The 12416-nt window shown below is 64.6% G+C and carries 17 protein-coding genes; 13 read left to right on the forward strand and 4 right to left on the reverse strand.

Going from position 1 to position 12416, the window contains the following annotated elements; translation table 11 throughout:
- Positions 1-79 precede the first annotated feature (79 nt).
- Positions 80-721 carry a TetR/AcrR family transcriptional regulator gene (locus tag ACQP1K_RS25165; protein ID WP_433498159.1) on the reverse strand — a complete coding sequence of 214 codons (642 nt, stop codon included), beginning with the start codon at positions 719-721 and terminating at the stop codon, positions 80-82.
- 53 nt (positions 722-774) lie between these two features.
- Between ACQP1K_RS25165 and ACQP1K_RS25170 the strand changes: the two genes are divergently transcribed.
- A complete protein-coding gene (locus ACQP1K_RS25170) occupies positions 775-1077 on the forward strand; it encodes a hypothetical protein (RefSeq protein ID WP_433498160.1) in 303 nt (100 codons plus the stop codon).
- Positions 1074-1952, forward strand: coding sequence for a class I SAM-dependent methyltransferase (locus ACQP1K_RS25175; RefSeq protein WP_433498161.1), 879 nt, complete (start codon positions 1074-1076; stop codon positions 1950-1952). Before ACQP1K_RS25170 ends, ACQP1K_RS25175 begins: the two co-directional genes overlap by 4 nt.
- A 30-nt stretch (positions 1953-1982) precedes the next feature.
- On the opposite strand, the gene ACQP1K_RS25180 is transcribed toward ACQP1K_RS25175, so the two are convergent.
- Together ACQP1K_RS25180 and fdxA are read right to left on the reverse strand one after the other, a co-directional pair.
- The gene (locus ACQP1K_RS25180) at positions 1983-2369 is read right to left on the reverse strand and encodes an Lsr2 family DNA-binding protein (RefSeq protein WP_433498162.1); all 387 of its coding nucleotides are present in this window, start codon (positions 2367-2369) and stop codon (positions 1983-1985) included.
- A 160-nt stretch (positions 2370-2529) separates the two neighbouring features.
- Positions 2530-2874 (reverse strand): ferredoxin, encoded by a 345-nt coding sequence (gene fdxA, locus ACQP1K_RS25185; RefSeq protein ID WP_433498163.1) that lies wholly within the window; start codon positions 2872-2874, stop codon positions 2530-2532.
- A gap of 152 nt (positions 2875-3026) precedes the next feature.
- Between fdxA and ACQP1K_RS25190 the strand changes: the two genes are divergently transcribed.
- Positions 3027-3284, forward strand: a complete 258-nt coding sequence (locus tag ACQP1K_RS25190; protein ID WP_433498164.1) for a DUF2249 domain-containing protein — start codon at positions 3027-3029, stop codon at positions 3282-3284.
- 114 nt (positions 3285-3398) lie between these two features.
- Here ACQP1K_RS25190 and ACQP1K_RS25195 read toward each other — a convergent pair whose 3' ends face one another.
- Positions 3399-3929, reverse strand: coding sequence for an OsmC family peroxiredoxin (locus ACQP1K_RS25195; protein ID WP_433498165.1), 531 nt, complete (start codon positions 3927-3929; stop codon positions 3399-3401).
- A 131-nt stretch (positions 3930-4060) separates the two neighbouring features.
- On the opposite strand from ACQP1K_RS25195, the gene ACQP1K_RS25200 reads away from it, so the two are divergent.
- The 10 genes from ACQP1K_RS25200 (at position 4061) to ACQP1K_RS25245 (ending at position 12406) form a co-directional block, all read left to right on the forward strand.
- The gene (locus ACQP1K_RS25200) at positions 4061-4753 is read left to right on the forward strand and encodes a helix-turn-helix transcriptional regulator (RefSeq protein ID WP_433498166.1); all 693 of its coding nucleotides are present in this window, start codon (positions 4061-4063) and stop codon (positions 4751-4753) included.
- A gap of 263 nt (positions 4754-5016) precedes the next feature.
- Entirely contained in the window at positions 5017-5469 is a 453-nt protein-coding gene (locus tag ACQP1K_RS25205; RefSeq protein ID WP_433498167.1) for a VOC family protein, read from the forward strand.
- Positions 5470-5680: 211 nt separating this feature from the next.
- Entirely contained in the window at positions 5681-6388 is a 708-nt protein-coding gene (locus tag ACQP1K_RS25210; protein WP_433498168.1) for a sulfotransferase family protein, read from the forward strand.
- A gap of 511 nt (positions 6389-6899) precedes the next feature.
- Positions 6900-7586: a DUF6444 domain-containing protein gene (locus tag ACQP1K_RS25215; RefSeq protein WP_433498169.1), complete on the forward strand. Its 687-nt coding sequence runs from the start codon at positions 6900-6902 to the stop codon at positions 7584-7586.
- The gene (locus ACQP1K_RS25220; protein WP_433498170.1) at positions 7493-7957 is read left to right on the forward strand and encodes an IS66 family transposase; all 465 of its coding nucleotides are present in this window, start codon (positions 7493-7495) and stop codon (positions 7955-7957) included. The genes ACQP1K_RS25215 and ACQP1K_RS25220 overlap by 94 nt, the downstream gene beginning before the upstream one ends.
- A 413-nt stretch (positions 7958-8370) precedes the next feature.
- A complete protein-coding gene (locus ACQP1K_RS25225) occupies positions 8371-8787 on the forward strand; it encodes a hypothetical protein (protein ID WP_433498171.1) in 417 nt (138 codons plus the stop codon).
- Positions 8788-9042: 255 nt separating this feature from the next.
- Entirely contained in the window at positions 9043-9762 is a 720-nt protein-coding gene (locus tag ACQP1K_RS25230; protein WP_433498172.1) for an ATP-binding cassette domain-containing protein, read from the forward strand.
- Positions 9762-11018 (forward strand): DUF7224 domain-containing protein, encoded by a 1257-nt coding sequence (locus tag ACQP1K_RS25235; protein ID WP_433498173.1) that lies wholly within the window; start codon positions 9762-9764, stop codon positions 11016-11018. The genes ACQP1K_RS25230 and ACQP1K_RS25235 overlap by 1 nt, the downstream gene beginning before the upstream one ends.
- Positions 11015-11620 (forward strand): hypothetical protein, encoded by a 606-nt coding sequence (locus tag ACQP1K_RS25240; protein ID WP_433498174.1) that lies wholly within the window; start codon positions 11015-11017, stop codon positions 11618-11620. The genes ACQP1K_RS25235 and ACQP1K_RS25240 overlap by 4 nt, the downstream gene beginning before the upstream one ends.
- A 300-nt stretch (positions 11621-11920) precedes the next feature.
- The gene (locus ACQP1K_RS25245; RefSeq protein ID WP_433498175.1) at positions 11921-12406 is read left to right on the forward strand and encodes a hypothetical protein; all 486 of its coding nucleotides are present in this window, start codon (positions 11921-11923) and stop codon (positions 12404-12406) included.
- Positions 12407-12416 lie beyond the last annotated feature (10 nt).

Below are 12416 nucleotides of genomic sequence, written 5' to 3' on the forward strand. Positions count from 1 at the left end.
CCGTTCAGCTCCAGTAGCCCCGATCGGGAAGCCCCACCCGGGTGTCAGCCTCCATGACCACCCCGAGCCGCGGGTACGGCTACCGCGAGCGCAGTACGGCACCGGCGACCGTGTCGACGTACCATCGCTGGTACTGCTCCGGCCGCCACCCGCGCCGGCGTACGAGCCAGTCATAGTTGCGCACGTCCATCGCGAGCCAGAGAACGTCCGCGACCCGATCCCGATCTAGGCCGTCGGCGACCTCGCCTGTGGCCACCAGGTCCGCGGCGAACATCAGCATCCCCTGACGGCGGTCCTCGACGTTCTTGTGCCAGATCTCGGCGGCGTCGGGATCGGCCGCCGCGGCTCCGGCGAGGGCGATGAGCACATCGGCCTGGCGGGCCTGGACCTCGACGAGATGCCGGGCGTACCTGGCGAGCTTGGCAAGGGCGGTGGGCTCGGCGCGGATCTCGGCGGCGAACGGCCGATCGGACATCGCGACCGGCTCGTCGTCGCCGGTGATGGTGACATCGATGAGCTCGGACAGGAGTCGACGCTTGCCTCCGAACACGGCATACACCGTCTGGACCGCCACGCCCGCCTCAGCCGCGATCGCAGTGACGGGTGTCGCCGCGTATCCCGGGTCGACGAACAGCTTGGCGGCCGCGGCGAGAATCGCCTGCCGCGTCTGCCGGGCTTGCCGCCTCCGATGGTCGGATTCGTAAGACCGCTTGACAACCACACGCTCAGTGTAGTGCTCTATTGGATATATACAGGCTCTATCCAATAGAGGTGATGGACATGCCGTTCGGCGTCGTGCAGGACATGCCAGGGGTGAGCGAGGAGGACTACCGCATGGTGGAAAAACACCTTGGCCCCAACCGTCCACCCGGTCTCGTGGCCCACGTGGCCGGTCCCACGTCGGAGGGCTGGCGGGTCGTCAACATCTGGGAGGACGAGACGGCCTTCCGGCGGTTCCAGTCGGAGCGGTTGATGCGTGCCGCCGGCCTCGCCGCGGAAGAGGAGGGTTTCCCCGCCCACCTGGCCGCCCGGTTCCGCGTGCTGACGGTGGACGGCGCGGAGATGCCGTTCCGATGACCGGAACCGCCGCGGCGCGTGCACGCGGCCTCGAGTTCTGGACCCAGGCAGCGCCCGGATGGATCCGGCATGCCGACCACCAGGATGAGTTCGGCCGCCCTCTGGGCGCGGCGGCGATGACCTGGTTGCGGCCCGCGCCGGGAGAGCGCGTCCTCGACGTCGGGTGCGGCGTCGGGGGCACGACGGCCGAACTCGCCGCCCGAGTCGCACCGGGCGGCGAAGCGGTCGGCATCGACCTCGCTCAGCCCATGGTGGACGCGGCGCGGACCCGATTCGCCACCGTGGCAAACCTCCGCTTCGAGGTGTGCGACATCGAGATGGTCGACGCCGTGCCCGGCGCACCGTTCGACGCGGTCTTCTCGCGCATGGCCCTGATGCTGCCGGCCGATCCCGTCGCCGGTTGCGCCGGCATCCTCCGATGCCTGCGCCCCGGCGGGCGGTTGGCGGCGACCGTCTTCCGCGACAGCGCCGCGAATCCGTGGCTGGCGGCCGCCTTGCTCGGCGCCGCCGCACACGTCGGGCCGTTGCCCGCGCTGCCGGTGGGCGACGACCCCGGCCCGTTCGCGTTCGCGGACGCGGCACGGCCGCTGCGCATTCTCGCCACCGCCGGGTTCGAACAGATCTCCGTCCAGGCGCGCGATGTCACGCTGCCGGCTCCGGAGGACCCGGCAGCGGTGGCCGAGTCGCTCATCGAGGTGGGTCCGGCCGGGGCGGCGTACCGGGCGGCGTCAGCCGACGAACGAGCACGGGCCCGCCGGGGCGCCGCAAGGTTGCTGGAACGCTTCCGCGAGCCCGGTACGGGTTACCGGTTTCCGGCCGGTATCTGGCTGATCACGGCCACCCGCCCGATCTCGTCGGCCGCAGGAGACATCTGAGCGCTCAAGCTGTACAGGCCTTCCGGGCTGTCAGGCGTCAAGCACCGCGTCCGCCGCGGGCTCCGCCTCCGGCTGGGGATCCTCGGCGGACGCGTCGGGGTGGGCCGCGATGAACCGCTCGACGACCTCGTCGGGGACCTTTCCCCGAGCCGGGACCTCCACCCCCTGTTCACGGGCCCACTCGCGGACATCGGTGAACGTGTAGCCCCGCAAACGGGGGGAGGTGTCGGCGGCCTTCTTCGACCGCGAGGCCTGCCTCACCTCGCGGGAGTTCTCCAAGATCCTGTCGAGGAACGCGAGGGCCTCGTTCAGCCGCTGATGGTTGGCGTCGGACAGGTCGATGGCGAAGGTCCGGTTCAGCAGCGGGAACTCCCGTCTCGCCACATCATCGCCCTCGGAGAGGTCGAGATCGTCCACCAGTATCACCTTCTGCGCCACGTGCAGCCCTTTCCAGGTAGATCATCTCCTGCTTGGACCGTGGCATCCTACTCGTGTCCACCGACAGAAACGGGTCATCGACCTGGCCACGGCGACGGCGTGCCCTCGGCCGTCAACGGGCTCCGTCGAACGGCTCGGCTCACTCCTCCGGCTTGGGGTGGGAGGCGACCAGCTCGGTGTCGACTCCGACGGGGCCGAGCTTGGTCGCACCGCCGGGCGAGCCCAGCGGCGCTTCGCGGCCGGGCAGCGTTTCGGCGAAGAACCGCGCGTTGTCCTGCACGTACGGCTGATAGGCCGTGGGCAGGTCGTCCTCGTAGTAGATGGCCTCCACCGGGCACACCGGCTCGCACGCCCCGCAGTCGACGCACTCGTCCGGATGGATGTACAGGGAGCGCTCCCCCTCGTAGATGCAGTCGACGGGGCACTCCTCGACACAGGCCCGGTCCATCACGTCGATGCACGGTTCGCCGATCACGTACGTCACGGCACACCTCCTCGATCGGGGTCGTTGTCCCCGATGCTATTTTGCACTAGCGTGCTCGTATAAACAAACCTGATTGGTGAATATCGACGATCAGGCCGGGTCGAGGCGGAAAGCGCCCGGACGACCCGATCGGCCATCCAGAGGAGACCACCATGGCAACCCAGGACCGCGAACTCGACGTGCGCAGCGAGGCCCCCGCCCGCCGCCACGACCTCATCTTCGAGACCTACACCGCACTGAGCGCGGGAGAGGGCTTCGTGCTCGTCAACGACCACGACCCCAAGCCGCTCTACTACCAGTTCGCCGCAGAGCACACCGGGCAGTTCAGCTGGGACTACCTCGAGCAGGGGCCCGAGACCTGGCGGGTGCGGATCGGTCGCACAGCGAACTCGAACGGCGCCGCCGGCTGAGGAGGGCTCCCGGCCACCCGGCCGCGGGGTGAAGAGGCCGGCGGGCATCGGTCGCGGATCGCGTGACCGATGCCCGCCGGCCTTTCTGCCCTGATCACGATGAACGGGGACGGATCATTCCGATTCGAGCTCCGCCTCGACGGTGATCTTCGCTCCGGCGAACAGCCTGGACACCGGGCACAGCCCCGCCGCCTCGTCCACCACCTTGCTGAAGGCGTCGGCGTCGAGGTCCGGCACCCGCCCCCTGACCTTGAGGGCCGAGGACACGATGGTGGGCACCCCGTCCACCTCGTCGAGGGTCACGGTGGCGGCCACGGTGAGCCGCTCGGGCGTCGCCTTCTGCTCACCCAGTTTGAGTGCGAGCGCCATGGCGAAGCAGGAGGAGTGCGCCGAGGCGGCCAACTCCTCCGGGCTCGTCAGCCCGTCCGGACTCTCCGTACGGGACGCCCACGTCACGGGCAGCTCGATGGCCCCGCTCGCTCCGTTCACCTTCCCGCGACCACGGGCCAGCGAGCCCTCCCAGGTGGTCTCCGCCGTACGCTCCGCTATCGCCATCACTGCCTCCACGTGCCGTTTCCCGAACAACCGGACGACGCCCACGCCCGCGTGGTGCCGGACGTCGAGAAGGCGGTCGGCACCGGTCACTTCTGTTCTGTCGTTGACATTTTTACAGTAGTAATCATGTAAACTCAACGATCGTCCGGCGTGCAGATCTCAGCCCGAAACGGCGTTCGCGATCATATGGTTTCCACCAATAACTTGTGTAAAATGGCCGGATGGACGCTCGCAAGGTGACTCGCCCCGACCCCGGAGGGGTGCCGGCGCTGAATGAGAGCCGCTCCCACGTGCTCGCCGCGCTGCAGGAGGCCGCCAGGCCACTGTCCGCCGGCGAGGTCGCCAAGCGCGTGCGCCTCCATGCCAACACGGCCCGCTTCCACCTGGACGCCCTGGTCGAGGGAGGTCTGGCCGAGCGGAACGTCGAAGACCGCGAGCAACCGGGCCGCCCGCGCATCCTCTACACCGCCAGGCCGGGCAGCGCCCACACCGGACGGCGCAGCTACCGGCTGCTCGCCGAGATCCTAGCCGGTTCGCTGGCAGCGGAGACGCCCCAACCCGCCCAGGCCGCCCTGCGTGCCGGACGTGCCTGGGGCCGCTACCTCGCGGACCGGCCGCCGCCGTTCCGGCGGCTCGACGTCGACAGCGCCACCCGGCAGCTGGTGCGCATGCTCGACGACATCGGCTTCGCCCCGGAGCCCACCGACCACGGCCGGAAGGTGCTGCTGCACCACTGCCCGTTCCGGGAGACCGCCGAGGAGCATCAAGAGGTGGTGTGCTCGATCCACCTCGGGCTCATACAGGGTCTGCTGGCCGAGCTGGGCGCGCCGGTGGAGGCCGAACGCCTCGACCCGTTCGTCGAGCCCGGCCTGTGCATCGCCCACCTCGCCCCCAAGACGTCCCCCGAGCCATAGCGCGAGGCCGTCGGGCCCGCCGATGAAGCCCACACGACGGATGGCGAATGCGGCGGCGTGCGGGACACGCCGATCTACCGGCGGGCGTCCCCGGCCAGGCCAGCGGACATCGTGATCGTCCTTCCCCGGAACGGCGGGTCAGCAGCGCCCGCACCGGTTCCGGGCACAGCGCCCGGGTCGAACCTACAGGCGGCGCCGGTGCGGGAGCGCGGCGTCAGTCCTTCGGCTGCGGGCCGATTTATGTAACCGCTATAACTGGTTACATGGCACTGGGCTGGAAACTGGTCGTCGACAGCGCGAACGCGCCCGTCCTCGCGGACTTCTGGGCCGCGGCGTTGGACTACGAGGTGGAAGATCCGAGCGCGCTCATCGAGCGGCTGCTGGCCGCCGGTCATGTCGACGAAGAGGCGATCATCGAGCATCGCGGTCGCGAGCTCTTCCGCGGATACTCCGCGATCCGGCATCCGGAGGATCCGTACGACGAGGTCAGCGGCGTCGGCCACGGGCGGCGGCTGCTCTTCCAGGATGTGCCCGAGGGAAAGTCCGGCAAGAATCGCCTGCACATCGACGTCCACGGCGAGCCCGGTGGTCTCGACAAGCTGGTGACCCGGCTGGAAGGCCTGGGCGCGACCCGCCTGCGCGAGGTGGACAGGGGGCAGGCCGGGCACTGGTGGATCATGCAGGATCCGGAGGGCAACGAGTTCTGCGTGGCGTAGGCCGGAGATCAGGCGTCCCCGCCAGCAGGCTGCCGCACGCAGGGCGCCGCAGCGATCTTCGCTTTCTTCGAGCACACGAAGGCTTCACGAAGCCTTGGCCATTTTCCCCGGAAACGCGGCAATAGTGCCAAGCCTGCCGGGAACAGGCAGGCACAGCGGTCGACCGACATGGAGGCGATCGACTCACTGCCGCGACGGAAAGTGGCCGAAGATGATAAAGGTCATCGGCGCGGGGCTCCCGCGCACCGGAACGACCTCGACGAAGGTCGCCCTGGAGCGGCTGGGCTTCGGCCCCTGCTACCACATGTTCGAGGTCATGGCACACCCCGAGTACGCCGAGCACTGGCTGCCCGCCGGCTCTGGCTCCCCGATGGACTGGGAGCGGACGTTCGAGGGCTACCGATCATGCGTGGACTGGCCCGCCAGCTATTTCTGGCGGGAGCTCGCGGAGGCCTATCCCGACGCGAAGGTCGTTCTCACCGTTCGCGATCCCGCCGGCTGGTACGCGAGCTTCCACGAGCTGATGGCGAACGGACCCGATCGGACCTTCCAGGAGCACGCGCACGACGCCTCGCACCGGGTCCTCGCCGCCATGGAGCGCATGCGCCCGCTCCTACACAAGATCGGTCAGTCCATCTTCGGTACGGAGTGGCACTTCGGCAAGGGTGCGCCGGACGAGCGGCAGGCCATCGCCGCCTATCACCGGTACGTCGCCACCGTCAGCAAAAGCCTGCCGCCGGAGCGCCTCCTCGTGTTCGACGTTCGCCAGGGATGGGGCCCGCTGTGCGCCTTCCTCGGCGCGGACCCACCCGTGGACGAGCCGTTCCCCCACCTGAACGACGCCGAATCCCTGCGGCGTACGATAACGACACTGCTCACCCAGGGCCGCATGCCCGCGCCGTTCGACTCCGGACGCTGATAGCTGGCGGCACGCACCTGGTCCACGGCACGCCGATCGGCCCACTCTGGCGATCGCCGGAAACTCGCAGCAGGAGGAGGTCATTTTCGGCTGCCGCCTTGCCGACCTGGGTGCGGGCATGGAGAACACGCTGCAAGCCATCAAATTCCTCGCCCAGCGCCCCCGCTGTTGATGATCGAGCCGACCTAGGCCGCAAGCGAGGTGTGGAAGAACGCCGTATAGCCGCAGGTGGAAAGGTCGTGGCGGGCCGCAGGCGCCTGGAATTGCTTCGATGAATTGCTTCGATGCCGAAGTAGGTCAGTGTCCGGTTGGAGCGGCCATTGCGCTGATCTCGCGCTCCCCCTCACCGTCCTCCAGTTTCCCTCCCACGCCCTCGAAGGCTTCAGGGCGGGTTTTCGGCGCCGACCCCGAGGTGTAAGCATTCAGGCCGTTCGCGAAGCGTGACATGCGGATCGCCGGTGTGACGATCCGTCACTTTGATCACCGGTTTGCGATGTGGTGAGATCGTCGGGTGTCCGGCCTGGAGGAGATGTCGCGTGAGGAGCCGATCGAGCTCGTCCGTGCGCAGGCCCAGACGATCGCCCGCCAGGAGGCGTTGATCTCGCGGTTGGCCGCGATGGTCGACGCGTTAGAGAAGGAGAACGCCGAGCTGCGCGAGCGGGTGGCGCGGCTGGAGCGGGCACTGTCACGCAACAGCGGGAACTCGGGGATGCCGCCCTCCAGTGACGATCAGCCGGGCAAGGCGCAGCCGAAGGACAAGCCCGCCGCCTCGAAGGCCGGCAGAGACGGTGCCAAGCGCAAGCCCGGCAAGCAGAAAGGCGCGCCGGGTACGCACCTGGCCTGGTCGGACGATCCGGATGAGATTGCCGACACGTTCAACCACTTCCCCGAGGGGAGGTGTGGATGCGGCGCAGATCTGGCGGACGCGACCGATCTGGGGGCGACCGCGCGCCACCAGCAGATCGAGATTCCCTTGGTGTCGGCACAGCGGTTCCAGCACGACCTGCACACGGTGGCCTGCCAGTGCGGCACGGTGCATACCGCGCCTCGCCCAGAAGGGGTGCCGGAGGCCGCGGTCAGCTTCGGGGTGAAGCTGCAGACGTTGTGCGTGTACTTGATGGTCGCCCACGCGATCCCGGTGCGCTCGCCCGGAAGGCCGGCGCCGCGCAGATCGACCCGCAGGCCAAGGCCGACCTGATCAAGGAGTTCCGGCACGGAGTCCTGGTCGGCCTGTCGGAAGTCCACCGCCTTCCCGGCGGCAAGCAGGTCAAGCAGCCGATCGGCCGCCTGCTGCTGGAAGTCCTGCGCGGCCGAGAGAACGACGTGTTGCGCTTCGCCCACGATCTGAATGTCCCGCCCACCTCCAACCAGGCAGAACGCGACGTCCGCCCGGCCAAGACCCAACAGAAGATCTCTGGGCGACTCCGCTCGGAACGCGCCACCGAGCATCGGTATGCCATCCGCGGCTACCTGTCAACCGCCGTCAAACACGGCCGCAACGCGGTCGCCGTCATCCATGACGCTCTACTCGGCCGCCCCTGGATGCCACCCGGCCCGGCAACACCCTGACCCAGCCCCACACGCTGTAATCCCGCACGCCCACACGCGATCACACATGGTGATCACTCAACCTCGAAATGCGCTGCGGCTGAATGCTTACCCCGAGGTGTGGCGGGTGCGGCGATCGCCGGGGCGAGCCCCGGAAGGCGCCGGCCGATGAGCGTGCCGTGGACCATGCGAATAACAGGAACCAGCCGCTATGTGATGCACGTCACATAGAAGATTTTCAGGGAAACGGGAAAGGCGCCCTCCGTGACATGGAGCAGGTCAGCGCAGTCTTATTTACGTCAAAGCCCTAACCCCCGTAGCAGATGAATCGGGCAACAGGGCGACATTCACTCTTGACTCAAGATCGCCACACGGATACGGCTTGTCTTGTCAAGATCGAGTGCAAATGCCCAAGCAGTCCAAGGAGTCGTAGCATGAAGCGTAAGACCGCTGCCATTACCGTACTCACCATTGTCTCGACTGGTATCCTCACCGCATTACCGGCGTTTGCCGAAGGGAGCTGGAGTGGCTCGATGACCAGTGTGACTACAGGTTTCGAGTCTCGGCGTTGGAGCGATATGGATTCCGATACGGCCGCTACTACGATTAAGCTGTACAACTGTCGCAACTACTTGGGCAGCGGGACAAACGTGAATGCGTATCTCGAGTTGTTCAAGGACCGCTTTGGTCCCGACCCCAGCGTCGGCACGAAGACCTTTACAAATTGTGGGACGAGTGCAGGGTCCACTCAGAGTTGGGGGCGCGGGACACAGGACGACTATTATTTCGTATTCCAAGGGAGCAATAGTGGTAACGCATCCTTCTCCTCTTCCGTCACCGTGAAGTACTAGGAGGAGGCGATCTCGGGCTGCTGCGAAAACAGGCTCCATCGGACGAAGTCCCGGAGGCTCGAGTGCTGGCCGAGTATCCCGTGAAACCTCAGCAGCTCAACCAACACCACCACGGCTTCGAACCGCCTGGAATCGCCAGAGAAGGAAGATTAGCGAAGAATCAGTAACGGATTCTTTCCCGCAGTGGCATGTCTGCTAGGCCAGTGCCGCATCAATGCGCGGCACTGGCTTTCCCATTCCAATCAAGGGAGCACGTTGTCAATATCGCTTAACGGATGTTCATATAGTTATCGGCGCAATGCTTTGGTTCTCGATAGACTTGACCTTTCGTTCCCGGCAGGTATATCCCTGCTTCTTGGCCCGAATGGCGCGGGTAAATCGACATTACTCGGCATCGCGGCATCGGCTCTTGCTCCTCACACCGGGCGCGTAGACTATCGCGGCCTTAACCCAAAAAAGAGCCGGGACCGAAAAGAATTTAGAAAGGCAGTTGCGTGGATGCCGCAACAGATCAACCCGATACCTGGAGTGACGGTACAAGAACAGGTCGCATATATGGGGTGGCTGAAAGGACTGGCGCGTAAGGATGCTTGGATCAGGGCAGCGGACGCTTTGGAAGCGGTCGAACTTGCGGGCCTGATGCAACGTAAGTCGCATGAGCTCTCCGGAGGACAGATACGACGGATGGGCCTCGCACAAGCACTCGTACATGAGGCCGAAGTAGTTCTCATGGATGAACCGACAGCGGGGCTGGATCCCGCACAGCGAGAAACGTTTAGACGTCTGATCAAACAAATCTCCGCGCACGCTCACGTCGTAATATCGACCCATCAAACCGAAGACATCAGCGAACTGTACGAATCAGTGGTAGTCCTGGACCAGGGACAGGTGAGATTTCAGGGCAGCACGGTCGAATTTCTTGGTTCAGTAGATGCGGTGAGCGCATACCGGCGGCTGGTGAGCGGAGAAGTTTGATGAACTGGTATGGCCGACTCCGTTCGTCCGCAGGTCTTTATGCTCTCCCACTGGCCATCATCCTGGCCGTAATTCAGGCGCGCAGAGAACTTGGATCCATGGATCTGAACTGGCCGGGGGCATCTGCGATGGCGGGTTCAGCAGTGGTCGTCATCGCCCCCATTTTCGCGGCGGTCGCCGCTTGGGAGTCCGGACGTCTGAAACGAGGTAGCGTCGAAAACTGGACTCATACCAGGCCCTGGTACGTTGTCGTGCTCGACACTGTCGCGCTTCCCTTGCTGTTCGCGGCATGTGCTCTCACGTCGGCCCTCCTATCGCTTTTACCCGAAATGGCTTCGGTTCCAGGCGCACCTGACTGGAGATTCATCGGTGTAGCTGCACTCGTCTGCATCGCGTTCATATTCCTTGGGTTCGGTGCCGGACGTTTGCTGAAACCCGTTTATGCAGTACCTGCCTGCCTCGTTGGAACCTATCTTTGGCTGGCCTATCCGATTTCTATGCAGCCGCTTTGGCTGCGACATCTCACCGGAAATTACGACACCGCATGTTGCCGATACGATCAGATTCCAGACGCGCGTGCCCTTCTAGGCGGCACGTTGGTGGCCACCGCTGTGGCGATAATGGGAGCCGGACTATCCATTGCGCAACGCCACCTCGCGGTCAAGCGGGTACTCACCGGACTATTCTGCCTCTGCCTCGCCTCATGTGGGGTGCTACTCGTACATGACATGAGTTGGGAGGCGGCCACCGCCCGGTCAGCCCAGGAATTGATCTGCACGTCAGGCACGGGTCAAGCAAAACTGCGTGTGTGCGTGTGGCCTGAACACTCTGATGATGCCGGAGTAATCGCCAAGGCCGCTACGCCAGCCGTCAATCGGTTGGTGGATACGGGGCTTCAACGGCCTAAAAGTGTAACGGAAGGCCCGCCGGGCGAAAATGAGTGGTCCTTTTACTATTCCGGTGATCCAGTCAGTGTGCCTTGGGCAATTTCGCTCGGTCTCGTTCCCCAGGACGTGCCGGAGTGCCAGGATCACGGCGGCGAATGGTTGACGGGCGATATGGTGCTTGTACTCGCGGCCTGGCTCTCCTTGAAGGCCGGATCTCCAGATGATCTGGTGGAAAAGCGGGTGGGGTCTGAAGCCATGGGCCAAGTACGGCAGGTGACGCAAAGGCCGGCATCTTCACAGTTGAAATGGTTCCGTGACAATATGGAGATTCTGCACGCCTGTAATGTAAAACCGGTGACGATACAATGAACATATTCTTGAGAGCGCATCGGGCGAGCACCTCGGCGGCGGGGCTGGCTCTGGCTGTTCTGTTGGTTGCTACGCTCTCTGGCCTACAAGTGCCGACTTTGAACCTGCTGGGCGGCGGCAAGTCCTATGTACCGGTCGGAGTTCTCCTCCCCCTGGTCGGTGTCTCTGCCCTCATGTCATTTCTGACGAATGTCCCCGCCGAGGTCGAGGCTACTGCTGTTAGACCAGTGCAGCGATATGAAGCGATTGCGGTCTCGCTCGCGGTTGTCCTCTCGCTCGCAGTTGGCGCTCTTCTCGGATTCATAGGCCTTCAGGAGCACGCATTTGCGGCTACCCGGAACCTAACAGGTTACATGGGACTGGCGGTGCTGGGACATAGGTTCCTGGGACGTCATGCGGCTGTCGTCATTCCGCTGATCTTCGCATTCGCCTGTATGACCGCCGGCCGCAGGGCTGGCGGTCACCCGTGGCCGTGGGCTTGGCCCATGTTTGAATCGAGGCATATCCCAGCCACCTTAGTAGCGCTCGCCCTATATCTGGTCGGCCTTGTGTTCCTGCTGTCGAAGGCCCGACCGATGCGGCGCGCTAAGGACGGTCCATAATAGGCAAGTTCATAATAGATGCCGGCACTTCGACCTGGCAGGACGATCCAACCGTTATTCGCCTGCACAAGTTCTGCCCTGGCTGTTGCAGAGCAAGTCGGCAAGTTACTCGATGCTCTGCCAGTGTCTTTGCCGGCGTGCACTCAAAGGACTTTTTATAGCTTCCATGTGTGGCGCAGGTCACATTTATATCTGGTTGACGCCTGGTCTTTGTGTTGATCAAATCAATATGTCCGGACAAAAGATGAAAAGTCCGCCAAGGTTCGATGAGAGCCACAAACTGCACTAGGAGGAATCTGCATGACATTCGACTCTCGATCCATGTTAAAAGGCGCAATGTGCATCGCTTCGGCGGTCACCCTCGCTGGCCTGTCGGCCCCCCTGGCTTACGCTGACAACGATGACCCGCAATTCCAGGCTCCTTCTACCTCGGAGACGGGTACCATCTCATCTCGTTCCATCGACATCCAGGCGTTGCCAAGTGACAGATGCACCGCGCTCAGCAACGGCGACCTCTGCGTCATCATCGTCCAGGGAAGTAGCGGATCGAGCTATAAGAACATCCGTGTCGGGTACACGAAGTACTCCGGCTCACAGATCCATGCTTACCAGGGGTACAGCGCCAACGGAGCGGAGGTGACGGGCCCCTATTTCTATCTCAGCGCAGGATCCTACCGGACGGACACCTGGAACAATAGGTACCTTCCAGGCTGCCCCGGAATCGTCGGCTTTCTCTACGCGGACGGTCAGGGACGCTTCCAGACTCCCGCCGCACCGAGCTGCTGATCGTATGTGT

The organism is Sphaerimonospora sp. CA-214678, assembly GCF_050942215.1.
GTDB lineage: Bacteria > Actinomycetota > Actinomycetes > Streptosporangiales > Streptosporangiaceae > Sphaerimonospora.